Here is a 23,457-nt window from a genome sequence, read left to right on the forward strand (position 1 = left end):
CTCGCATGACCAGCCTCCCCCGCGATTGGATCGGCGGCCCCACGCTCACCGGCGACCGCGTCGTTCTCACACCCGTCACCCCCGCGGACGCCGAGGCGCTCGCCGCCACGATCGACGATCCCGCGGCCTTCGCGTGGACGCCGGTTCCCATCGGTGTCGAGGCGACCCGGCAGTTCATCAATCTGGCGCTGGATACGCCTAATCGGCTGGCGTTCACCGTCACCGACCGGCGCTCGGACGCAATCGTCGGCACGACCAGTTACTACGAGATCTCGCCGACCTACCGGTCGCTGGCGATCGGCTTCACCTGGTACACGTCGTCCGCGCAGGGCGCCGGCGTCAACCCCGATGCCAAGTACCTCTTGCTGCGCCACGCGTTCGAGACGCTCGGCGCCGTGCGCGTCGTCTGGCATACCGACGAACGCAACGCGCAGTCTCGCGCGGCGATCCTCAAGCTGGGCACCACTTTCGAGGGACTGCTCCGCAAGCATCGGCCGGCGGTCGATGGCGGCTGGCGCACCACCGCCCAGTACTCAATGGTCGACGACGAGTGGCCCGACTGCCGCGACCGGCTCCGGGCGCGCATCACGCCGTAGCCGTATTCCGTTCAGCCGCAGCAAATCCGGTGCCCGATCGAGCACTCCGCCGATCGGATCGTCGGCGGTGTGCAACCCCCGGCCGCGTACCAGATCCTGGCTCGGCCGATAGATCTGGTAGACCACCAGCGCGCACAACGCCAGCACCGCGACGTCGCGGACCAGCACCGCGCTCACGAACCACTCCTGCGGCAGGCCCTTGTGCGAAACACCCAGATACATACCCATCCGCGGGACCCACACGAACGCGTCGATCGCCATCCAGGCCAACAGGACTCGCGTATGCGGAATGGCCAGCACCGCCAGCGGCACCAGCCACAGCGAGTACTGCGGGCTCCACACTTTGTTGGTGATAAGGAAACCGGCGACCACCAGGAACATGAGCTGGGCCACCCGCGGCCGCGTCGGCGCCGACAGGCCCACGTAGGCGATCGCGATGCAGACCGCGACGAAGAGCAGCAGCGACAGCCAGTTGACAACATTCGACTGGCCGAACTTGTCTGCGCCCCAATCGACTCCACCGAACACGCTCAGCGCGTTGTAGATCGTGTCCGGATCGGGTCCGCGTTGGGTGTTGTGCTGCACGAACTCCCACCAGCCGCGCGGCGCGATCACCATGAAGGGCAGATTGACCGCCAGCCAGGCGGCGACGGCCGTCAATACCGTGATGCCGAACTCGCGCATCTTGCCCGATCGCAGACACAACACGAGCAGCGGCAGCAGGAGAAAGGCGGGATACAGCTTGGCGGCCATCCCGAGGCCGATGAAGGTTCCGGCGAGCCACGGATTCTTCTTGGCCCAGAACAACATCGCCAGCGCGAGCAGGGCCGTCGCGATGGCGTCGAAGTTGGTGAAGGCGTGCACCATCACCAACGGCGACGCGGCGGCCAGCATCGCCGACCAGATGCGCCGACCGGCGAGAATCGCCGTCGCCCACACCGTCACCAACCAGAACAACGCCAGGCCGAACGCCACGATGGTGAAGAACGCCACCACGGCAAGCGGTTTCGGCAGCGGGCTGCCCATCCATACGTCGGTCACCCGCGCTGAGACATACATATACATACCGGTGAGCACGGGGTACTCCATGTACCGCTGCACCTGGTTGGGCTTGCCCTCGTTGTCGAACCAGCTTGCGAGATAAGGGAACTGCTTCTTGTCGTTGAGCATCTCGGCGGTATAGAGCGGGATGATGTCGGAGTAGCACATCGCCGTGAACGGCCGATTGCCGTCCCAGTCGAGCACCAGCTTGCCCTTGTCCGGCCCATCGGGCGCGGTGTGCTGCTGCAGGCAGCCAGCCTTCGTCGACCAGCCGAGCGCCAGAAAAAGCAGCGCCACCAACAGGATGAACCGGATCGGCGTCAGATATTTCTGCCGGCCGATGACCGCATGGCGGCCGATCGGACCGCCGATACTGTGGCTGAAATCGTGTGCGACCGCGTCGGTACGGCTCGGGATATCCCGCTCACCCTGCGCCGGAAGGCATTCCTCCGCGTACCGGGCCGGTGACTCGTAACCGTCGGCCCTCGAATCAGGTCGCACCCGCGGCCCTACTGACCGGGCCCGAGGCCGGGTACCGGGTTCACCCCGCCGTTGTTACGGCCGTTCCCGTTCTGATTCGGACTATTCGCGCCACCGTTCGGCCCCAGATTCTCGTTGCCGTTCTCATTGGGACTCTCGCCCCCGTTGCCGTACTGGTTCGGATTCTGGTTTCCGTTGCCATTGCCGTTGCCCGGCAACGGAATCGTCACTCCCGGGGCCAGCGTCACCGCCGACGGCAGCTGATTCTGACCCGGGAAGTCCTCGGTGGTCCGTCGCGGACGAGTCGTCTGCGGCGTGTACGCCGGGGCCTCGTACGGGACACCCGCCTGCCCGCCGATCTCGGTCGGCGACGGGAACTGCATGATCTCCTCGCCGGAGAGGGCGGCATTCATGTCCTGCTGCCAGATCTCGGACGGCGTCTGCGAGCCGTACATGATTCCGCCGGACGAATTCTTCAATGCCACACCACCATTGGTGCCCACCCAGACGGCGGTCGACAGCTGCGGCGTGAACCCGACCATCCAGGCATCCTTGTTCTGCCCGGTGTCGCCCAGCTGGGTGGTACCGGTCTTGGCCGCGGACGGACGGCTGCTGCCGGTCTGCGGGTCGGACAAGCCATGGCCGTTGGAGTAGGACGCGATCGGCTGCATCGCCGCGGTGGTGTTGTCCGCGACCGCCGCCGAGAACTTGCGCTCCCCCTTGGTCTTCGAGCCATCGTCGTAGAGGACCCGGCCGTCGGAGGTCTCGACCTTGGTGACGAAGTGCGCCGGCCGGTAGATCCCGGAGGCCGCGATCGTCGCGTAGCCGGATGCCATGTCGAGCACGCGAACGCCGTACTGACCCAGGACCACGCCGCCCTCGACGCCGCCGTCGGGCTGCTGCAGCGTGTGCGCGATGTCTCCGAAGCTCTCGGCGATACCGGCCGCATGGGCGGCGTTGGCCACCGCCTGCGCCTGGCCCTGCAAGTCCATCATCAGTCGGTAGTAGACGGTGTTCAACGACATCTTGAGGGCGGTCGCCAGGTTGCAGCTCCCGCACGATTCGCCGTCGGAGTTGGTGATCGTCGTGCCGCCCGGGGCCGTGAAGGGCGACGAGCTGTACACCTTCGACAGCGGCACGCCCTGCTCAAGTGCCGCGATCAAGGCGAACACCTTGAACGAGGATCCCGCCTGCAGCGCGGCCTGCGCGTAGTCGTAGCCGTGCCCGTCGTTACCGCCGAAATAGCCCTGGACGCGGCCGGTGCGCGGGTCGATCGAGACCACCGCGGTCCGCCATGCGGACTTCGGATCGTCCGGGTTGGGGTCGTTCTCCAACTGATCATTGGCCGACTTGACCGCAGCCGCCTGCACCTTCGGATCGATGCCAGTGGTGATCTTCAGGCCTTCGGTCTGCACGTCCTGCTCGGAGATGCCCAACGATTCGAGCTCCGACAGCACTTGCTGCTTGATCAGCCCGTTCGGCCCGTTCGACTGCGGGTCGGAGCTGTCGGTCGACGGCGGCGGCGCGACCTTCGGGTACTGCGCCAGCGTGAACTGCGCGCGCTGTTCCTTGGTCAGGTACTTGGTGACCACCATGCCGTCGAGAACATAGTTCCAACGACCTTGCGCTGCAGCAAGATTGTTGTCCGGGTCGTAGTAGGACGGCGAACGGATCGACGATGCGATCACGGCCGCCTTAGCAATCAGCGCCTGCTGCTGCGCGGGGTTCATCTGGTTGTACTTCAGCTTGGTGATGTCCTCGTTGAAGTACGCCCTCCACGCCGACGCGATGCCGTAGGCGCCGCGCCCGTAGTAGATGGTGTTGAGATAGGCGCCCAGGATGTCGTCCTTGGACCATTCGTTGGCCATCTTGGTCGAGATCGCGAGTTCCTTGAACTTGCGGATATAGGAGTGCTGATCACCGACGATCGCGTTCTTGACGTACTGCTGCGTGATGGTTGAACCACCGCCGGCAACCTCGTTGCCGGTCAGCTGCCCCCAGGCCGCACGCGTCAGGCCGGAGATCGAGAAGCCCGAGTTCGATTCGAAGTCACGATCCTCCGCCGCGATCACCGCCTGGCGAACGGGCTCCGGAATGTCCTCGAACTTCACGTCGGTGCGGTTGCCGGCCGGCGGCACGATCCGCGAGATGACGTGCCCCTGGTCATCCAGAATCGTGGCGACCTGGTTCTGCTTGACCTCATCCGGCGACGGAACGTCGGTCGTCGCATAGAGGACCAGGAAGGTGAGGACGCCGACCAGCGCCAGGAACGGCACGAAGCCACCGACGATGCCCAGACCCCAGGCGGCGATCTTCTGACGCTTCGCCTTCTCTTCCCGCGACAGCTGCCCCGAACCGCTGCGGGAATTCCCAGAACCAAAACTCACAGATACTTCTCCATGCTCGTCGCCTGTCGTACAGGCGAGTCAGACGTCGCGCCCGTCGTCGGGCCACTGTCGTTCTTCCGTCCCCCGGTCGACCCGGCCCGCGTCCGGGGACGCTTCGGCCGGGGCGGCAGGCCGGTCGCATACGACTGGACCAGGTGGTTCCAGCTGCATGTTCGGCATACCTCGACGACGTGGACCGTGAATTCCTCGGTCTCGTCGGCCAGTCGCGCGATGTCCGCAGCCGACCGGGCCGACCCGTTCGCCGAACCCAGCTTGTCACCAAATATCCACGACACCAATGTGAGCTGCTCTTTGCGGCAGATCGGGCAGAGGGTTTCCGCAGGTCGCCCGTGGTATTGCGCAGCTCGCAAGAGGTAGCGATCCGCGTCACACACCTGCTCCATCTGCACCCGCCCAGCCGTCACATCGGCAAGCCGTCGACGTCGCTGCAACGCATAGTCGACGATCTGCCGCTGCATCGAAGCGGCACCGCGCTGCGGGGCGACGGTTCGGCGGTCATCAGGCACCCGTCAAGAGTACGTGGCCGCTGCGCATCGACGTGGTCAGAAGCAGCTAAGCGCACCCCGGTTATATCGGCGCGATACATACGTGTGTAGCATCAGACAAACAGGTTATCGAGAGGTAACTGTCGAACATAGCGACGAGCTGCAGGAGGTGGACGCATCCATGCTGGAACTCGCCGTGCTCGGTCTGCTGCTCGAAGCTCCCATGCACGGCTATGAGCTGCGCAAACGGCTCACCGGCCTGCTCGGCCCGTTCCGCGCCTTCTCGTACGGTTCCCTCTACCCGACGCTGCGACGCATGCAGACCGACGGACTGATCGTCGAAGATCCCGGTCCCGCCGGCACCATGAAGCGCCGCGCCCGTCGGGTCTACCGCCTCACCGAGGCCGGCCAGGCCCGGTTCACCGAGCTGGTTGCCGACACCGGTCCGCAGAACTACACGGACGACGGTTTCGGCGTCCACCTGGCGTTCTTCAGCCGCACCCCGGCCGAAGCACGGATGCGGATCCTCGAAGGCCGTCGCCGGCAGGTCGAGGAGCGTCGCGAGGGTCTGCGGGAGGCCGTCGGCCGGTCCAACCGGGCCGTCGATCGGTACACCAAGCAGCTGCATCAACTCAGCCTCGAGTCCAGCGAGCGTGAAGTCCGCTGGCTCAACGAACTCATCGCATCCGAGGGTGCCTCGAATGCAGCCGTGGCGGGTTCCGCCACTCCAACCGCGGGGGCTCCCGCCCCGGCAACTGATGTAACACAGAAAGAAGGAGAACCCGACCATGGGTGAAGTCCGTGTAGCAATTGTGGGTGTCGGCAACTGCGCCTCATCCCTGGTTCAGGGTGTGGAGTACTACAAGGATGCCGACGAGAGCGCGACCGTTCCCGGTCTGATGCACGTCAAGTTCGGCGACTACCACGTTCGTGACGTCAAGTTCGTCGCCGCGTTCGACGTCGACGCCAAGAAGGTCGGCTTCGACCTCTCCGACGCGATCACCTCGAGCGAGAACAACACCATCAAGATCTGCGACGTCCCGCCGCTGAACATCACCGTGCAGCGCGGCCATACGCTCGACGGTCTGGGCAAGTACTACAAGGAGACCATCACCGAGGCCGACGGCACCGGTGTGGACGTCGTCCAGGCGCTCAAGGACGCCAAGGTCGACGTGCTCGTGTCGTACCTGCCGGTCGGCTCGGAAGAGGCCGACAAGTTCTACGCGCAGTGCGCCATCGATGCGAACGTCGCGTTCGTCAACGCGCTGCCGGTCTTCATCGCCTCGGACCCGGAGTGGGCCAAGAAGTTCACCGATGCCGGTGTCCCGATCGTCGGTGACGACATCAAGAGCCAGGTCGGCGCGACCATTACCCACCGCGTGATGGCCAAGCTGTTCGAGGACCGCGGCGTCACGCTGGACCGCACCTACCAGCTGAACGTCGGCGGCAACATGGACTTCAAGAACATGCTCGAGCGTGAGCGTCTGGAGTCGAAGAAGGTCTCCAAGACTCAGGCCGTCACCTCGAACCTCAGCGGTTCGCTGGCCGGCAAGGTCTACGACAAGAACGTGCACATCGGCCCGTCGGACTACGTCGCGTGGCTCGACGACCGCAAGTGGGCGTACGTCCGCCTCGAGGGTCGCGCCTTCGGCGATGTGCCCCTGAACCTGGAGTACAAGCTCGAGGTCTGGGACTCCCCGAACTCGGCCGGCATCATCATCGACGCCGTGCGTGCGGCGAAGATCGCCAAGGACCGCGGCATCGGCGGACCGGTCATCCCGGCCTCGGCGTATCTGATGAAGTCGCCGCCGGAGCAGATCGCCGACGACATCGCTCGTCAGCAGCTCGAGGCGTTCATCATCGACGCGTAAGCAGTCTGTACTGAGAAGGGCCCCGCTCGGATTGAGCGGGGCCCTTCTTTTGTCCAGATCTGCTGGGACCGTGCCGTATACGAGGTGCGGAGGACATAATGTCCCCCGCGGGTTCTATGTGTCACGTTCCCAGCAGCGCTCGATGAAAGAACGGCCGACGAACCAATGCATATCGACCCGACCACACAGTCCGTGCTGGTCTTCGCGCTGCTCGCGCTCGCCGCGCCCATCGCCACCCACCTGCTCGGCCGCTGGGTTCTGGTGCCCAGCCTGGTGTTCGAGATCGTCCTCGGCATCATCGTCGGACCCGATGCGCTCGACTGGGCCAAGCCCACCGAGGTCGTCACGCGGCTGTCCGACATCGGCATGCTGCTGCTGTTCTTCATCGCCGGCACCGAGATCAATGCGGTCGCACTACGCGGGCGCACCGGCCGCATGGCCTGGCTCGGCTGGCTGATCAGCTTCGCCGTCGGCGTCGGCATCGGTTTCGCCGTGGCGCCCGGGCTCGGCGGCGTGATCATCGGCATCTCCCTGGCGTCGACCGCACTCGGCACGCTGCTGCCCATCCTGCGCGATGCCGGCGAGCTGAAAACGCCCTTCGGGCAATGCATCAGCGCGCTGGGCACGGTCGGCGAGTTCGGACCGATCATCGCCATCTCGGTCCTTCTCGGCGAGCACACCCCGGGCATCTCGACCCTGGTGCTGGCCGTGTTCGCGATCATCGCGGCCGTCGCGATCTGGCAGGCGCACACCAGTTCTCATGCACGGCTGCATGGCTTCATCGAGCGCACGATGCACACCTCCGGACAGCTCGCGATCCGGACGGTGCTCGCGATCCTCGCCGTACTGGTCGCCATCAGCGTCACGCTGGGCGTCGACATGCTGCTCGGCGCATTCACCGCCGGCATCGTCTGGCAGCGCGTGATGCGCCAGGCCAGTCCGGAAACGCAGGAGCAGGTGGAGAGCAAGATCGAGGGGCTGGCGTTCGGCTTCCTGATACCGATCTTCTTCATCGCCACCGGGCTGAAATTCGACCTGAGGTCGTTACTCGATCATCCCGTCGCGTTCCTGCTGGTTCCAGTCGTCACGCTCACCTTGCTCCTCGTGCGGGGTGTGCCGTCGATGCTCGCGGCCCCACGCGACTCGACCCGCCGGCAACGGGCCGCGGTCGGTGTCATGGCGGCCACCGGCCTGCCGATCATCGTGGTTGCCACCGATATCGGTGTACGCGAAGGCTTTCTGACCGGAACGCAAGCGGCCGTGCTGGTCGGCGGCGGCGTGCTGTCGGTACTGGTGTGCCCACTGCTCGCGACGGCGCTGCGGCGACAACCAGCCTAGAAGATCGGATCGCGCATCGGGTCGAAGCAGTGGCCGATCTGCCGCTCCCCCAACACCCGCGTGATCTCGCCGGCGGCCGACGGGCGCGCCGACACGGTGACCGATTCGCTGGCGCGCAGCAGCGTCACCGAGATCAGGCCGACCCGGCCGAGCGGAGTGTCGAAACCGCCGGGGGCACCCCAGCCATGGGTCCACAGCAGCACGCCGACCGTGCCGCCGATCTGCCATTCCCGCGGCGCTGTCAGCTGCGACAGCTCGACATAGGTGGGCTCGGGCGAATTCGCGATCGTGGCAACGAATTCCGCACCGCCGGCCGAAACCCGAGCGCCCGCGGCCGCGAGTACTGCGAATAGCCAGTGCGCCGCCGCCGACCCGTCGGCGATCAGATCCGGATCGGTCGATTCCAGGAATACCTCTGCGCCCAGTCCGAGCGATGAGCCCAGTCCCGATGCGGACGGCGCCGAAAGCCCATCGGTGGCAATGATTCTCGTGCCGCTGCGAGCGATCACCCGGTAGCCGCGATCGACCCCCGGCCACCGAGTCGCGTCACCGGCCGGTGGCGCGATCACCTCGTCGTACAGCCGACCGACGCCCCGCCACAGATTGTTCCGGGCATCGCGCGCCTGGTCTGCCCCGGGCACGTCGATGGTCGACTCTCCGCCCTGCTGCGGCCGCCCGAGCGTCGCCACAGGCGCACTCGGCGGGGCCGCCGCTACCAGTGGCCGCGATTGGCTGCGGGACCGCTCCAGGAAGCGCTGTACGAACTGCGCCTCGTTGATCTGCGGCGACAGCTCGATCGCCGGCACCTCGACCACGCCGTCGTCGGCGACCAGCAGGATCAGGCGATTGCGTTCCACCGGGCCGGCCGTGAGCACCGGCGGCGCCTGCGTGAACACCCGCCAGCCGGTTTGAATCCGTTGCGTGGTCAGCGAATACAGATTGTGACCGGTGTGGTTCACCGCCGCGGTACGGATGTGGTTGAGCGCCAGCAGTATTGCCGCGCGTTCATCGGTCGGACGGGCGGGTATCGTCTCGGGCGCCGGAAACGGAAAGTCCATCCCGGAATGCAGCTGGTCCAATGGCTTTCCACCGATGTAGTCGGTCAGCCACTGCGGCGCCTGACGCGGGTAGCGCTGCAGATCATCGCGATAGCTCGCGGGATCGAAGATGAGATCGGCCGCGATCGGGCCGAACTCGCCGCTGTTGTACCGCACGGAGGTTTCACCGCTGGGCCCGACGACGATCTCCATCAGCAGGCAGGCGCCGTCGCCGGTCTGGTACCGGCCGACCCGCAACTCCCGGGCCAGTTCCATCGCCGGCTGTGGCAGCGGCGGCGCGGTCGGGCCGACGTTGCCGTAGTAGACCAGCGAATACCGCACATCACGACCGGCGAACGAGAAGGTCACCCGCGCACCGTTGGCGCCGCGGGGCGCCGCGCCCTGCACCTGACGACCGATGAGCGTGACGAACTCCTGCTCGGTGAGGACACGGGAACACGAACTGGACCAATAGGTCATCGCGCGCCTCCTCGGATCTTCGGCCGATTATCCACTACAGCGAGCCCTTCCCGCACATCGGCGGCCGATTGCCGCACAAGAGTGCACACTGTCCGCCATGAGCAATTTTCCGCTACGCATCGCCGTCCAACTCCAGCCCCAGCACTCCACCGACTACAGCGCGATCCGCGACGCCGTGCGCCGTGCCGAAGACCTCGGTGTCGACGTCGCCTTCAACTGGGATCACTTCTATCCGCTGTACGGCGATCCGGACGGCGCACACTTCGAATGCTGGACGATGCTCGGCGCCTGGGCCGAGCAGACCTCGCGCATCGAGATCGGCGCGCTGGTCACCTGCAACAGCTACCGCAATCCGCAGCTGCTGGCCGACATGGCACGCACCGTCGATCACATCAGCGGCGGGCGCCTGATCTTCGGCATCGGGTCCGGCTGGTTCGAGCGTGACTACGACGAGTACGGCTACGAGTTCGGCACGGCCGGTTCGCGGCTGGACGCGCTCGGAGAGGCGCTGCCGCTGATCGAGCAGCGCTGGGCGAAGCTCAACCCGCCGCCGACCCGGAAGCTGCCCGTGCTGATCGGCGGCGGTGGCGAGCGCAAGACGCTGCGCTACGTCGCCCAGCACGCCGACATCTGGCACTTCTTCGTGTCGGCGGAAAGCTACCGCCGCAAGGCGGAGATCCTGGCGCGCCACTGCGCGGACATCGGGCGTGACCCTGCGGAGATCATGCATTCCGCCGGATTCGACCACAGCCTGCGCGTCGACGCGAATAACGCGGTGGCTGAGGCGAAGAAGCTCGTCGACGAAGGCATCCGGATGATCACCGTCGGCGTCGGTGGGCCCGCCTACGACCTGTCGGCGGTCCAGGCGCTCTGTGAGTGGCGCGACGCCCAGAATCGCTGACCGGACGGCCGACGCCGTCGAGTGGACACTCATGCGCGCCGACCGGACCGTGAGGCGCGCCGAGTGGATATTCATGCGCATCGAGTGGACCGTTATCCACAGCATCTGTGGATCGGTGTCCGGTCGATGAACGTGAGCGTCCACTCGACGAACGTGAGCGTCCGGTCGGCGGTTAGTCGAGCCAGTCCAGCACGGCGGCCGCTGTCCAGCTCTGCTGCATGCTGCCCAGCGGTTCGCCGGTGAACGGCTCGTAGTACTCGGCGAACGAGCCCTCCTCCGCCTGCCGCAGTCCCTCCTCGCGCAGCCGCTTCGACCGCTCCGGCCATCCGCGGCGGCCGAACGCCCAGGAGAACAGCCAGGTCATCACCGGCCAGACGGGACCGCGCCAGTACTCGCGCGGCCGGAAGTCCGCCGACACCGGCGACGTCGACGGCGGCACCGCGTAGCGCAGGTCCGGATGTCCGCAGAAGCGCGGGCCGTCGAACAGCCGCAGCAGCGCCCGTTCGCGGTCGCGCGGCAGCCCGCCGCAGAGCAGCGGCGCGAACATGGCAATGGTCTCGGTCTCGATCCAACGATCGGCTCGCACGTCGAAATCCCTGGCGATACCGCTGGGCCCGCGGCAGCTGGCGACCACCCCCGTGCGGAATCGATGCGCCCAGGCGCGTAGGTCACGGATGTCCGACAGCGGCTTGGCGTAGTCCTCGCCGATATAGGCCAGCACGTCGCAGGCCATGGCGAAGATAGCGCTGACGAAGACGTCCTCGATCGCGAAATCCATGACCTCCGACAGCTTTTGGTCGTCGTAACCGACCGACTTCATCTGCTCGACGAGCCACAGGTAGCGGTCGTACTCGGCCGTCGACGGGCGCATCGTCGGGTCGCCGATATGCTCCAGATCCTCGCGTTGATACGACGGAAGCGAGTCCCCCACAACGATATTCGCGTACGCCGAGTCCCACCGCGGTGAGTTGTCCATCCCAGATTCCCAGCCGTGGTACAGGGTGATCCGGCCGCGCCCGCGGGGGTCGCGCGCGGTCGCCAGCCAGCGGTGCCATTGCATCAGATCGTTCCAGCGCCGGTCCAGAAACTCCTCGGCCAGCTGCCGCACGGCGCGGCTGCGGTGTCGAGAATGCTCCAGAATCCGTTGCACCGCAATGGCATGCACGGGTGGCTGAGTGATCCCCGATGTCGCCGGCGACGACGGAGCCGCGGCCGCCAGCTCGCCCGCCCGCCACCATGCCGGGCCCGGGAAATAGCCGTCCCGGCCATTCGCGAAGACGATGTGCGGGATCATCCCGTTCGACCACTGCGCCGACAACAGCGTGTCCATCTCGATGACGGCGCGCTCAATGCTCAGCGGCGCCAGCCCGACCGTGACGAACGCCGCGTCCCAACTCCACATGTGCGGATACAGCCGCGGCGCGGCGCTGGTCATCGTCCCGAGGTCATTACCGCGCAGCAGGTACGCGGCACGTGCCGCGAGCTGCGTCGACGAGATCCGGTACTGCCCCATCGGAACATTCTGAACCGACGGTCGCCGTTCGGCACATCGAGCGGCGCGAACCGACCGACGGACTAGGCTCGACCGCATGCCCGATACCCGACCGACCGGACTGATCACCGGCGCCAGCCGCGGCCTCGGGGCGGCGATCGCCCGCGCGCTCGCGCCGACCCACGACCTGCTGCTCGGCGGCCGACCGTCGATCGAATTGGACACGCTGGCAACCGAACTCGACGGCGCATCGACCTGGCCGGTGGAGCTGACCGATCTGGACGAGATGGCCGAAGCGACCGAATCGATCGGCCGACTGGATCTCCTGGTGCACAACGCTGGCGTCGCGTCGATCGGCACCATCGAGGAGACGCCGCCGGAGGAATGGCGCCGGATGCTCGAGGTTAACCTGATCTCGGTCGCCGAGCTGACCCGGTTGACCCTGCCGGCGCTGCGGGCCGCCCGCGGCCACGTCGTCCTCATCAACTCCGGACAGGGCAAGCGGGCATCACCGGGTTGGTCGGCCTATGCGGCAAGCAAGTTCGGGCTCACCGCATTCGCCGAGGTGCTGCGCGCCGAGGAGCCGACGCTGCGAGTGACCTCGATCTTCCCCGGCCGCATCGACACCGACATGCAGCAGGATCTGACCGCCATGCAGGGCCGGGAGTACGACGCGAGCCGGAATCTTTCGGCGGAGGCCGTCGCGGCCGCGGTCGCCCACGCGGTGACCGCGGCCCCCGGCACCGACATCCAGGATGTGGTGATCCGGCCCCGCGACTAGGTGCTGCTAGGAGTGACCAGCCGCCTAGACGACCTTGAGGTCGTCCTGCGACCAGACCGCGACGACGCTCTTGATCAGCCCGTTCTCGTCGAAACGCATGACGTCGATCGGCTCCAGCAGGAACTTCTGGTCACCGGCGTGGGTGATCATGCTGAACTCGAACACGGCGACGTCGCCCGCGACGCGCAGCGACTTGAGGGTGGCTTCCTTCTTGACGTCCTTGATGTTCCCGAAGAACGCGACGATCGCGTCGCGCCCGTTGTTGACATTGCCGACCGGGTCCTCCTGAACCGCATCCTCGGCGAACAGTGCGCCCAGCTTGTCCGGGTCACCGGCCCCGACGGCCTCGATGTAGGTGTGGACGGCGGTGGTGATCTGGTCGACGGTCAGCGCCATGAAGGACTCCTCAAAATAGGAACAGGTTCTAGTTCGAGAGCGTAGCCAGTCGCCCACCATCGGTCCACCAGACTCTGGTCACGGCTGTCCCGGACTATTACACTGGGATTCAGTAAGCCGATCGACACCTCGAGGAGGGCTCATGTCCACCGGACTCACCCGTCGTCAGATCGCCATGCACTGGGTTCGATGGCTGCCGATGCACGGCCTCGCGCGCGTCGCCATCCGCCAGCAGGCCAAGCGCGGCGCGCCGCTGGCGCAGTTCATTCGCGGGGATGGCGGCACCGAGAACCCGTATCCCGTGATCGAGCGTATCCGGGAGTACGGCCACATCTCGCGCACCGCCGTCGGTGCGGTCAGCGCCGACTACACCGTCGTGCGAGACGTATTGCGCGACAGTAGGTTCGTGACGGTCTCGCCGCAGAACGTGGCCGGTGGACCGGTCGTGCGCCGGATCTTCGACATGACCGACCCCGGCCTATCCAATCCGGTCGAACCGCCATCGATGCTCGCCGTCGACCCGCCGGAACACACGCGCTTTCGCAAGCTGGTGTCGCGCGCCTTCACCCCGCGCGCCATCAACGCGCTCGACGATCGCATCCAGGAGGTGACCGACGAACTGCTCGCCGGATTCACCGGGCAGGCGCACGCCGACCTGGTGCAGGACTTCGCGGCCCGGCTGCCGGTGGCGATCATCGCCCAGATGCTCTCGGTCCCACTCGAATCGACGCCGAACCTGCTGAAGTGGGGCGGCGACGCCTCCCCGCTGCTGGATATCGGCATCACATTCGGCACCTACAAGCGGGCGTCCGACTCGCTGCTCGCCTTCGACGAATTCCTCGGCGAGCACATCGCCCAGCTGCGTGCCGACGGCAACTCCGACGCCGGCATTCTGGGCACGATCGTCAATTCGGACGACCTGACGCTGCGTGAGCAGAAGGCGACCGCGGCACTGCTGCTGGGCGCCGGCTTCGAGACGACCGTCAATCTCATCGGCAACGGAATCGTTGCGCTGCAGAACAATCCGGATCAGCTGCAGCTGCTGCGCGATGACCCGGAGCTGTGGCCCAACGCCATCGAGGAGGTCCTGCGTTACGACAGCCCGGTGCAGGTGACCGGCCGGATACCGACCGAGGATGTCGAGATCGCCGGATTGCGACTTCGCAAGGGCCGCATGATCGTTCTGCTTCTCGGTGGCGCGAATCGCGACCCGAACGTCTTCGAGAACCCGAACACCTTCGACGTCACTCGGGACAATGCTCGCGAGCACGTCGCCTTCAGCAGCGGGGTCCACGCCTGCCTCGGTGCCAGCCTGGCCCGCAAGGAGGGCGTCATCGCGCTGCGGGCACTCTTCGAGAACTATCCCGAGCTGGCCCTCAGCGGCCCCCCGGTGCACCGCGGCCTGATCAATCTGCATGGCTACGAACATCTTCCGGCCGCGCTCGGACAGCGTGTGAGGGTCGTCGCCGCCTAGTAGCATCAGGGCCATGTCCACCGCCGACGCCAGCACGGCGACGCGCGGCGGGCTGCTCTACGTCCGGCTGATCATCGCGGCCGCGGTCGCCGGCGTGCTGGCCGGGCTCGCCGGCGCCGCGCTGACCGCCGTGCTGCATGCGGTGCAGCACCTCAGCTTCGGCTACACCGAAGACACCTTCCTGGTCGGCGTCGAGCACGCCAGTTCCCTGCGGCGGGTCATCGCACTGCTGGTCGGCGGAATCGTCGTCGGACTCGGGTGGTGGCTGCAGCGCCGCTGGTTCCGCCGGGAAAACGTGTCGGTCACCCACGCGCTGACCCTCGACAGGCCACGACTGCCCGTTCTCGCCACCACCACGGACGCCCTTCTGCAGATCGTCGCGGTCGGCGCCGGGGCGTCGCTCGGCCGCGAGGGCGCGCCGCGACAGGTCGGCGCGGCGCTGTCCGGGGTCCTCGGTGGCCGGCTCCGACTCAGCCCGGACGAGTGCCGAATCCTCCTGGCATGTGGTGCGGGTGCCGGCCTGGCCGCCGTCTACAACGTGCCGATGGGCGGCGCGGTCTTCACCCTCGAGGTCCTGCTGCGCGGCCATGACCGCCGCGCGGCCCTGGTCCCGGCGATCCTGTCCGCAGTCGTCGCGACGATCGTCGCGGGCGCGTTCCTGGGCTCCGACGAAACCTACGACTTCCCGCTGCCGTCGCTGACCTTCGGCCTGTGCCTGGTGGCCATCGCGCTCGGCGTCTGCGCGGTGCCGATCGGCATCGTCTTCGGCTGGGTGATGACCCGGGCCCGCACCCATGCACCGCACGGGTGGCGCGCAGCGATCCTCATTCCCGTCGCCTTCACCATCTTGGGCGTCGTGTCGATCTGGGTGCCGGACCTGCTGGGCAACGGCAAGGCGCTGGCACAGGACGCCTTCAGCGGGTCGGTGTCGAGCGCGGCCGCCGCCGGGCTCGTGCTCCTCAAACCCGCGGCCACGGCGCTGTGCCTGCGCGGCGGCGCGATCGGCGGACTGCTGACACCGGCGTTCGCGACCGGTGTCGCGCTCGGCGTCGCGGCGCACGCCGTGCCGACCGCAGGTCAGGTGTCGCAGGTGGGCGGCCTTGCCCTCCTCGGCGCGGCCGCAGTGCTCGCCGTGGCCCAGCGGGCGCCCTGGTCGGCGATCGCGCTGACCGTCGAGTTCACCGGGGCGCCGTTTTCACTGCTGCTGCCGATCGCGCTGGCCGTGGGCGCCGCGAAGTCCGTCGAGCACGGCGCGCGTTATGTAGGTTCCCACACGACCTTGTGACGTCCGGAGCACTCTAATGAGCCAGCCGCTGTGATCCCGCGAATCTAGGAGGCGTCTTCGTAGACCTCTTTGGCCATCCGAAACGCCGCCCAGGCCTTGGGCCAGCCGGCGTAAAAGGCTGCGTGGGTGAGAATCTCGGCCATCTCGCCTGCGGTGACGCCATTGCTCTTGGCACGTTCGATGTGGTGCTGCAGCGATCCGTCAAGGACACCGCTGGACATGAGAGCGGTCACGGTGACAATGCTCCGAATTCGTGAAGACAGCTGCTCCTCGCGCGACCACACCTGACCAAAAAGGACATCGTCGTTGAGCGCCGCGAACGTCGGGGCAAATGCGCCGAGGGCGTCCCGGCCTGCGGTGACCTTGTCTGCCATCGTCTTTCTCCTTACTTGCCGCTGTACACGGGGAATGCGCTGGAGTCGCCGTAGTCCCGCTCGTCCAGGTCGCGCAGCGCTTTCATGTCCGCATCGGAGATCACGAAGTCGACGCTCGCGTTGGACCGCATGTGGTCCGGGTTCGCGGTCTTGGGCAACGAGACGGTCCCCAATTGCAGGGTGTAGCGGATGCATAGCTGCGGCACACTCACGTCGTAGTTCGCGGCGAGCGCCGCGACATCCCGATTCTTCAGGATCTCCCCGTGGGCGATCGGCGAATATGACTCCACCACAATGTCTTTGGAATCGCAGTAGGCGATCAGCTCCGACGGTGTGTTGCCGGCGTGGACCAGGATCTGGTTCACGTGCGGCACTACGGTGCCGCGAGCGAGGATGTTCTCCACATCGCTCTGCAGGAAGTTGGAGACGCCGATCGATCGGATCTTGCCCGCACGGTGCGCCTCCTCGAGTGCCCGCCACGCCTCGAGGTTTCCCTCGGCGTAGTCGCCACCGCGGAAGTCGTCCCACGGTTGTGGAGAGTGGATCAGCATCAGGTCGACGTAGTCGAGGCCGAGCTTGGCCAGCGACCCGTCGATCTCAGCGACCGCTGTGTCGTGGTCCTTGATCTCGGCGGCGAGCTTGGTGGACACGAACAGATCCTCCCGCCGGACGCCGGCCGTGCGCACGCCCTCGCCGACGCCGCGTTCGTTGCCATAGGCCTGCGCGGTGTCGATGTTGCGGTACCCGATCTCGACGGCGGCGCGGACCGCTGCGGCAGCTTCGGCGTCATCGATAAACCAGGTGCCCAGACCGAGTTTCGGAATATTGACACCGTTGGAAAGCGAATAGGTCTCGGTCAAGATGCTCATGCGCGTGCTCCATTCTTCGGTAGCTGCTTGTAGTCGTCGTCGGTCACGGGTTCGAGCCATTCGTTGCTGAGATCCTGCCCCTGGGTGATGAACGCGACGTGGGAGAACCACGAATCGGCTTTGGCTCCATGCCAGTGCTTGGTGCCGCGGGGACCTGGATCACGGTGCCCGGCTCCAGACTGATGGGGGCCTGGCCGTCGGCTTGATACCAGCCGCTGCCGGCGGTGCACAGCAGGATCTGGTCGCCGCCTCCCGTGCCGTGGTGGATGTGCCAGTTGTTCCGGCAGCCGGGCTCGAACGTCACGTTGCTGACCGGGACGCCGCCCGTGGTTAGCGGGGCAAGGTAGCTCTGCCCGATGAAATATTGTGCGTAGGCATCATTCCTCTCTCCGAGCGGGAAGATCTGATCGAAGTCGTTCTCGTTCATGTCGCCTCTTTCGACTTGCCAACGGTGTACGGCTGTCAGGTACCTGATACTCCGTCGGTTTCCCGCCGCGCGGGAGTCCCGGTCGATAGGGGTACCGCGAGGGACTCCCTCGGGTCCGGGCCGCGGCCTACGGTGGGGGACGTGGACAACCGGGCAGAAGTGCGAGAATTCTTGACCTCGCGGCGCGCTCAGGTGACCCCCGAACAGGTCGGGCTGCCCGCCGGAGCCAACCGGCGCGTGGCGGGCCTGCGCCGCACCGAGGTCGCCACCCTTGCCGGGGTGAGCGTGGAGTACTACACCAAACTCGAGCGCGGCGCGATCAGCGGCGCCTCCCCCGAAATCCTCGATGCTCTTGCGAAAGCGCTGCTTCTCGACGACGCGGAACGCGCCCATCTATTCGACCTCGCACACGCGGCGAGCCCGGTCGCGCGGCCGCCGCGACGACGCAACCCGAAATGCTGGAAACCGCACACGAGTCTGCAATGGATCCTGGACGCGGTCACCGCCGGTCCTGCGTTCGTGCGCAACGGCCGCCTGGACATCCTGGCCACCAACACCCTGGCGCGAGCCTTCTACAAAGACGTCTTCGACATGCCAGGCCAGCCGCCGAACATTGCCCGGTTCACCTTCCTCGACGAGCGTGCCTACGACTTCTACCCCGACTGGGAGATGTTCGCGGACGTCACGGTCGCGATCTTGCGCACCGAGGCCGGCCGCGACCCGCACAACAAGGAGCTGCACGACCTCATCGGCGAATTATCCACTCGCAGTACCGACTTCCGCGCCCGCTGGGGCTCGCACAACGTCCGACACCACGGCACCGGATTCAAGACTTTCCACCACGATGTCGTCGGCGAGATGACGCTGGCCTACGAGGGCATGGAGATGGAATCCGAACCGGGCCTGTCGATTACGGTCTACGCCGCCGAACCCGGATCCCCATCCGCCGAGCGCATGCAGCTGCTCGCCTCGTGGGCGGCCAGCGAGTACGGCCGGCCGATCACGCAGCTACCGGAGCAGGAGACCTCCGGGTAGTGCGCGCACCCGCGCCTAACGTGAAGGCGCAGGCCGAGCCCACACCATCCTCATCGACAGAAGGACAGTCCATGCCCACGATCGCCATCATCGGTGCCGGCCCCGGGCTCGGCATCGCCACCGCCCGTCGCTTCGCACGCGAGGGGTTCTCCGTCGCTCTTGTCTCTCGCACCCAGGCCCACGTCGATGCGCTGGCCGACACGCTCGCCGCTGAGGGCACCACGGCCCGCGGCTACGCTGCCAACGCCCGAGATCCGCAGACGCTGCGCGTCGCTCTCGACGCCGCCGTGACCGACCTCGGACCGATCGAGGTCCTGCAGTACAGCCCGGTGCCCGCGGCAGAGTTCATGAAGCCCGTTCTGGAGACGACGGCAGCGGATCTGCTGGGTCCGATCGAACAGTCTGTGCACGGGCCGGTCGCCGCCGTCCAGCACGTTCTCCCCGACATGCGACAACGCGGGCGGGGCACGATTCTCTTTCCCAACGGCTCCAGCGCCGCGACTCCGAACGGGAATGTCGCCGGCACCTCGGTCGCCTTCGCCGGCGAATCCGCCTACGGGCAGATGCTTCACGATGCCCTCGAGGCGGAGGGCATCCGCGTCGCGCAACTCATCATCCCCGGAGCCATCGACGGCGGGGATCCGCTGTTCGCGTCTGACGCCCTCGCCGATCGCCTGTGGAATCTGCACGCCCATCCCCGGGCCCTTCCGCAGCACCGTCGGCGAAGACGCCTGAAACGGCGCAAGACGCACATGCCCGCGAAACGGCGCAAGACGCACATGCCCGCGGCCGTCGTTCCGCGTTCGCTCAAGATGAACGGAGGATGCCCTCCGGAATAGCTTCGTCACCCTTTGGGTTGAGCCCATCAGACTCAATTCGAGTAAGGAGACGAGATGAGCGAAGACTTGACCCGGCTACCGGTCCTTTTCCTCACTGACCAGGTGATTCTGCCGGGCATGGCGGTCCCGATCGAGCTGGACGACAAGGCCCAGGCCGCGATCGATGCCGCTCAGGCCGGCGACGGAGGAACCGACGGCCGGCTGCTGGTCGCACCCCGATTCGATGACCGTTACCCGACGCACGGCGTCATCGCGTCGATCGTGCAGACCGGCCGAACCCCGGGCGGCAGCGCGGCCGCGGTGCTCCGCGGGCAGCGCCGTGCGCACATCGGTTCCGGCACCACCGGACCCGGCGCCGCCCTGTGGGTCGAGGCCGAGGAGATCCCGGACGAGCCGGCCACCGACGCGGCCAAGGAGCTGGCCGCGCAGTACAAGCAGCTCGTGGTCGGGCTGCTGCAGAAGCGCGATGCCTGGCAGATGATCGACGCGGTCAACCGCATCACCGATCCGTCGACGCTGGCCGACACGTCCGGCTACGCCCCGTACCTGACCGACGAACAGAAGCGTCAGCTGCTGGAGACGCCGGGCGTCGTCGATCGGCTGACCCTGCTGGTCGAGTGGACCACGGAGTACCTGGCCGAGTCCGAGGTGAGCGAGAAGATCGCCACTGACGTCCGCGAGGGCATGGAGAAGACGCAGCGCGAATTCCTGCTGCGCCAACAGCTCGCGGCCATCCGCAAGGAACTGGGCGACGCCGAGCCTGACGGTTCCGACGACTACCGGACCCGTGTGGAGACGGCCGATCTGCCCGATGCAGTGCGCGAGGCCGCGCTGCGTGAGGTCGACCGTCTGGAGCGCAGCAGCGACCAGAGCCCCGAAACCGGTTGGATCCGAACCTGGTTGGACACGGTCCTGGATCTGCCTTGGAACGTCACAACCGAGGATTCGACCGACATCGCCGCGGCCCGGGCGATCCTGGACGCCGATCACCACGGCCTCGACGATGTGAAGGATCGCATCGTCGAATACCTGGCGGTCCGCGCCCGCCGCGCCTCGCGCGGCATGTCCGTGGTCGGCGGCCGCGGTTCCGGCGCCGTCATGGTGCTCGGCGGCCCTCCCGGCGTCGGCAAGACGTCGCTGGGCGAATCGGTGGCACGCGCGTTGGGCCGCAAATTCGTTCGCGTCGCCCTGGGCGGCGTGCGCGACGAGGCGGAGATCCGCGGACACCGGCGCACGTATGTCGGAGCCCTACCGGGTCGCATCGTCCGCGCGATCGGCGAGGCCGGGTCGATGAATCCCGTTGTCCTGCTGGACGAGATCGATAAGCTCGGCTCGGACTTCCGGGGCGACCCATCCGCCGCGCTGCTCGAGGTCCTCGATCCGGCGCAGAACCACACGTTCCGCGACCACTACCTGGACCTGGATCTGGACCTGTCCGACGTCGTGTTCCTGGCGACCGCCAACGTGATCGAGCAGATCCCGTCGGCGCTGCTGGACCGGATGGAGTTGGTGCAGATCGACGGCTACACCGAGGACGACAAGGTCGCGATCGCTCGTGACTACCTGCTGCCCCGGCAGCGCGAACGCGCGGCGATCGACGCCGGCGAGGTGACGGTCACGGACGAGGCGCTGCGCAAGATCGCGGCCGACTACACCCGCGAACCCGGTGTGCGGCAACTGGAACGGCTGCTGGCGAAGGCGCTGCGCAAGGCGGCGACGAAGCTGGCCGGCGATGCCGCTGGAGGCGAATCCGGGCCGCTGACAGTCGGCCTGGACGAGCTGACCGACTACCTCGGCCGGCCGCGGTTCACTCCCGACTCGGCGGAGCGCACAGCGGTGCCGGGCGTCGCGACCGGACTGGCCGTGACCGGCATGGGCGGCGACACGCTGTACGTCGAAGTCGGTGCGGCAGAAGGTGATCCCGGCTTGACGCTGACCGGCCAGCTCGGCGATGTCATGAAGGAGTCGGCACAGATCGCGCTATCGTATGTGCGTTCGCACGCCGACGAATTGGGCATCGACAAGACGCTGCTGGACCGCAGCTTCCACGTCCACTTCCCGGCCGGCGCAACCCCGAAGGACGGGCCGTCGGCGGGCATCACCATGGTCACCGCGATGGTGTCGCTGTTGACGGGACGTCGCGTCCGGTCGGACGTCGCCATGACCGGCGAGGTGACGCTGAACGGGCGGGTGCTGCCGATCGGCGGGCTGAAGCAGAAGCTGCTCGCCGCGCAGCGTGCCGATATGAAGCTGGTGTTCATTCCGCAGCGCAACGAGCCCGATCTGGACGATGTGCCGACAGAAGTGCTGTCCGCGTTGGATGTTCGTCCAATGATTGACGTCGCCGAGATCGTGCAGCTCGCCCTGGAGCCCGCCGAGCAGGCGGCCCCGGCGGCATCCGCGGCCTGACCCGCAGCCGGGATCCGCGCCACCTTCGTGCAACCCACGGAGGTGGCGCGGACTTTTTCGTGCGGACCTCTTTCGTGCGAGTGTCCGATGACCGGGAGCGGCCTCTTGTTCGCGCGCGCGATACATCGCACGATCGATATACGTCAATCGATCGGAGAGTATCCATGTCAGAAGCACCGCGATTCGCCGGAAAGGTCGCCTTCATCACGGGTGCCGCGCGCGGCCAAGGACGCAGCGAGGCAGTCCGATTCGCCTCCGATGGCGCCGACATCATCACCCTCGACATCTGCGAGGATTTCGCGACGACCCCCTACGCCGGGGCCACCGAGGCCGACCTGGCCGAGACCGTGCGACTGGTCGAGGCGACCGGGCGGAAGATCATCGCCACCAAGACCGACGTCCGCGACTTCGCGGCCCTCGACGCTGCCCTGGCAGACGGCATCGCCGCCTTGGGCCGCCTGGATTTCGTCGTCGCGAACGCCGGGATCTGCTCGTCCGGGTTGTCCTGGGAGATCTCGCCCGAAGCGTGGCAGGACATCCTCGACGTCAACTTGACGGGCGTGTGGAACACCGCCCGCGCCGCGGTCCCGCACCTGCTCAAGCAGGACGAGGGCGGCTCGATCGTCTTCACCAGCTCGCAGTCGGGGCTCAAGGGCACACCATTCGTCGGCGCGTATTCGGCGAGCAAGGCCGGCGTCACCGGACTGACCCGCGTGATGGCAAACGAGTTGGGGCAGCACAAGATCCGCGTCAACAGCGTGCATCCGGCCGGCGTCGAGACCGGCATGGACATGACCTCCATGGGCCCGCTGCTCCAGGAGTACGCGACCACCCTGTCGCCGATCTACATGAACAGCCTGCCGTACGAGATAATGGAGCCCGAAGCCATCGCCAACATCGTGACCTGGCTGTGCTCCGACGAGGCCAAGTACATGACCGGCGCTCAGATTCCCGTCGACATGGGCAACCTGAACCGCTGAGGCAGGTCAGCCGAGTTCTTGCAGCAGGTGCTGGCTCAGGTCGCCGACGTAGTCGGTGGTCATATACCGGGATGCGAAGCGCCACAACCCATCCACACGCTCGAAGGTGTCGCGATAGGTACCGGTGATGATCGGCTGCAGAGGAAGCTCCGGCGTCGACTGCAGGACGGTGTAGTAGGTGCGGCAACTGCCGGTGCCCGCGTCCTCGTCGACGTCGATGATGAGGTTGGTCATCAGATGCTTGGTGTGCGGCGTCCCGTTGTCCGGATAACGCCGCGTCCATTGCTCGTACATGCCTTGAATCTCGTCGGCGCCGGTCATCGACGTGCCCATATCGGTCGACATGGTGGCGTGCGCGAAGAGCTGGCCGACACCCACGAAGTCGCCCGAGTCGATGCGTTCGGCGTACACCCCGATGAGGTTGTTGATCGCCGCGAATCCGTTGCTCATGGTCACATC

At 66.7% G+C, this 23,457-nt stretch carries 21 protein-coding genes and 1 pseudogene; 12 read left to right on the top strand and 10 right to left on the bottom strand.

The genetic code is table 11. From position 1 onward, the window contains the following. Window positions 1-5 precede the first annotated feature (5 nt). Window positions 6-596 (top strand): GNAT family N-acetyltransferase, encoded by a 591-nt coding sequence (locus tag G341_RS0109395; RefSeq protein ID WP_018178874.1) that lies wholly within the window; start codon window positions 6-8, stop codon window positions 594-596. On the opposite strand, the gene G341_RS0109400 is transcribed toward G341_RS0109395, so the two are convergent. The 3 genes and pseudogenes from G341_RS0109400 to G341_RS21595 all read right to left on the bottom strand — a co-directional run. Next, window positions 534-2,138 (bottom strand): glycosyltransferase family 87 protein, encoded by a 1,605-nt coding sequence (locus G341_RS0109400; RefSeq protein WP_018178875.1) that lies wholly within the window; start codon window positions 2,136-2,138, stop codon window positions 534-536. The genes G341_RS0109395 and G341_RS0109400 overlap by 63 nt on opposite strands. Before the next feature lie 8 nt (window positions 2,139-2,146). Beyond that, the gene (locus G341_RS0109405; protein ID WP_018178876.1) at window positions 2,147-4,504 is read right to left on the bottom strand and encodes a transglycosylase domain-containing protein; all 2,358 of its coding nucleotides are present in this window, start codon (window positions 4,502-4,504) and stop codon (window positions 2,147-2,149) included. A 98-nt stretch (window positions 4,505-4,602) separates the two neighbouring features. Next, a pseudogene (locus tag G341_RS21595) lies at window positions 4,603-4,983 on the bottom strand (DUF5318 family protein); the annotation flags it as partial. 208 nt (window positions 4,984-5,191) lie between these two features. Between G341_RS21595 and G341_RS21600 the strand changes: the two are divergent. From G341_RS21600 to G341_RS0109425, 3 genes are all read left to right on the top strand, one after another. Then, window positions 5,192-5,806, top strand: a complete 615-nt coding sequence (locus G341_RS21600) for a PadR family transcriptional regulator (RefSeq protein WP_043451127.1) — start codon at window positions 5,192-5,194, stop codon at window positions 5,804-5,806. Continuing rightward, window positions 5,799-6,881 (top strand): inositol-3-phosphate synthase, encoded by a 1,083-nt coding sequence (locus tag G341_RS0109420; protein WP_026303458.1) that lies wholly within the window; start codon window positions 5,799-5,801, stop codon window positions 6,879-6,881. The genes G341_RS21600 and G341_RS0109420 overlap by 8 nt, the downstream gene beginning before the upstream one ends. Before the next feature lie 165 nt (window positions 6,882-7,046). Beyond that, a complete protein-coding gene (locus G341_RS0109425; protein WP_018178880.1) occupies window positions 7,047-8,219 on the top strand; it encodes a cation:proton antiporter in 1,173 nt (390 codons plus the stop codon). On the opposite strand, the gene G341_RS0109430 is transcribed toward G341_RS0109425, so the two are convergent. Beyond that, window positions 8,216-9,736: a hypothetical protein gene (locus tag G341_RS0109430; protein WP_018178881.1), complete on the bottom strand. Its 1,521-nt coding sequence runs from the start codon at window positions 9,734-9,736 to the stop codon at window positions 8,216-8,218. The two genes, G341_RS0109425 and G341_RS0109430, sit on opposite strands and share 4 nt — an antisense overlap. A gap of 97 nt (window positions 9,737-9,833) precedes the next feature. On the opposite strand from G341_RS0109430, the gene G341_RS0109435 reads away from it, so the two are divergent. After that, window positions 9,834-10,637, top strand: a complete 804-nt coding sequence (locus G341_RS0109435; protein ID WP_018178882.1) for an LLM class F420-dependent oxidoreductase — start codon at window positions 9,834-9,836, stop codon at window positions 10,635-10,637. Window positions 10,638-10,809: 172 nt separating this feature from the next. Here G341_RS0109435 and ggh read toward each other — a convergent pair whose 3' ends face one another. Further along, entirely contained in the window at window positions 10,810-12,150 is a 1,341-nt protein-coding gene (gene ggh / locus G341_RS0109440) for a glucosylglycerate hydrolase (RefSeq protein WP_018178883.1), read from the bottom strand. Between the two features lie 76 nt (window positions 12,151-12,226). On the opposite strand from ggh, the gene G341_RS0109445 reads away from it, so the two are divergent. After that, window positions 12,227-12,910, top strand: a complete 684-nt coding sequence (locus tag G341_RS0109445; RefSeq protein ID WP_018178884.1) for an SDR family oxidoreductase — start codon at window positions 12,227-12,229, stop codon at window positions 12,908-12,910. Window positions 12,911-12,934: 24 nt separating this feature from the next. Here the strand turns inward: G341_RS0109445 and G341_RS0109450 are convergent, their stop codons facing one another. After that, complete coding sequence (locus G341_RS0109450; RefSeq protein WP_018178885.1) at window positions 12,935-13,306, bottom strand: nuclear transport factor 2 family protein; 372 nt, start codon at window positions 13,304-13,306, stop codon at window positions 12,935-12,937. A gap of 142 nt (window positions 13,307-13,448) precedes the next feature. On the opposite strand from G341_RS0109450, the gene G341_RS0109455 reads away from it, so the two are divergent. After that, entirely contained in the window at window positions 13,449-14,780 is a 1,332-nt protein-coding gene (locus tag G341_RS0109455; protein ID WP_018178886.1) for a cytochrome P450, read from the top strand. A gap of 13 nt (window positions 14,781-14,793) precedes the next feature. Further along, window positions 14,794-16,065 (top strand): chloride channel protein, encoded by a 1,272-nt coding sequence (locus G341_RS21605; RefSeq protein WP_018178887.1) that lies wholly within the window; start codon window positions 14,794-14,796, stop codon window positions 16,063-16,065. Window positions 16,066-16,109: 44 nt separating this feature from the next. Here G341_RS21605 and G341_RS0109465 read toward each other — a convergent pair whose 3' ends face one another. The 3 genes from G341_RS0109465 to G341_RS21610 are packed head-to-tail and all read right to left on the bottom strand — an operon-like array spanning window position 16,110 to window position 17,735. Then, entirely contained in the window at window positions 16,110-16,439 is a 330-nt protein-coding gene (locus G341_RS0109465) for a carboxymuconolactone decarboxylase family protein (protein ID WP_018178888.1), read from the bottom strand. A gap of 11 nt (window positions 16,440-16,450) precedes the next feature. Further along, window positions 16,451-17,308 (bottom strand): aldo/keto reductase, encoded by an 858-nt coding sequence (locus tag G341_RS0109470; protein WP_018178889.1) that lies wholly within the window; start codon window positions 17,306-17,308, stop codon window positions 16,451-16,453. 43 nt (window positions 17,309-17,351) lie between these two features. Next, window positions 17,352-17,735, bottom strand: a complete 384-nt coding sequence (locus G341_RS21610) for a cupin domain-containing protein (RefSeq protein ID WP_245556951.1) — start codon at window positions 17,733-17,735, stop codon at window positions 17,352-17,354. A 141-nt stretch (window positions 17,736-17,876) separates the two neighbouring features. Between G341_RS21610 and G341_RS0109480 the strand changes: the two genes are divergently transcribed. From G341_RS0109480 to G341_RS0109495, 4 genes are all read left to right on the top strand, one after another. Further along, window positions 17,877-18,770: a helix-turn-helix domain-containing protein gene (locus G341_RS0109480; protein WP_018178890.1), complete on the top strand. Its 894-nt coding sequence runs from the start codon at window positions 17,877-17,879 to the stop codon at window positions 18,768-18,770. A gap of 71 nt (window positions 18,771-18,841) precedes the next feature. Next, a complete protein-coding gene (locus tag G341_RS21615; RefSeq protein WP_018178891.1) occupies window positions 18,842-19,609 on the top strand; it encodes an SDR family NAD(P)-dependent oxidoreductase in 768 nt (255 codons plus the stop codon). Between the two features lie 54 nt (window positions 19,610-19,663). Then, window positions 19,664-22,018: an endopeptidase La gene (gene lon / locus G341_RS0109490; RefSeq protein WP_018178892.1), complete on the top strand. Its 2,355-nt coding sequence runs from the start codon at window positions 19,664-19,666 to the stop codon at window positions 22,016-22,018. Between the two features lie 164 nt (window positions 22,019-22,182). Next, a complete protein-coding gene (locus G341_RS0109495) occupies window positions 22,183-22,998 on the top strand; it encodes a mycofactocin-coupled SDR family oxidoreductase (protein ID WP_018178893.1) in 816 nt (271 codons plus the stop codon). Window positions 22,999-23,004: 6 nt separating this feature from the next. Here G341_RS0109495 and G341_RS0109500 read toward each other — a convergent pair whose 3' ends face one another. Continuing rightward, a complete protein-coding gene (locus G341_RS0109500; RefSeq protein WP_018178894.1) occupies window positions 23,005-23,448 on the bottom strand; it encodes a nuclear transport factor 2 family protein in 444 nt (147 codons plus the stop codon). Window positions 23,449-23,457 lie beyond the last annotated feature (9 nt).

This window comes from Jongsikchunia kroppenstedtii DSM 45133, assembly GCF_000380485.1.
Taxonomy (GTDB): domain Bacteria; phylum Actinomycetota; class Actinomycetes; order Mycobacteriales; family Mycobacteriaceae; genus Jongsikchunia; species Jongsikchunia kroppenstedtii.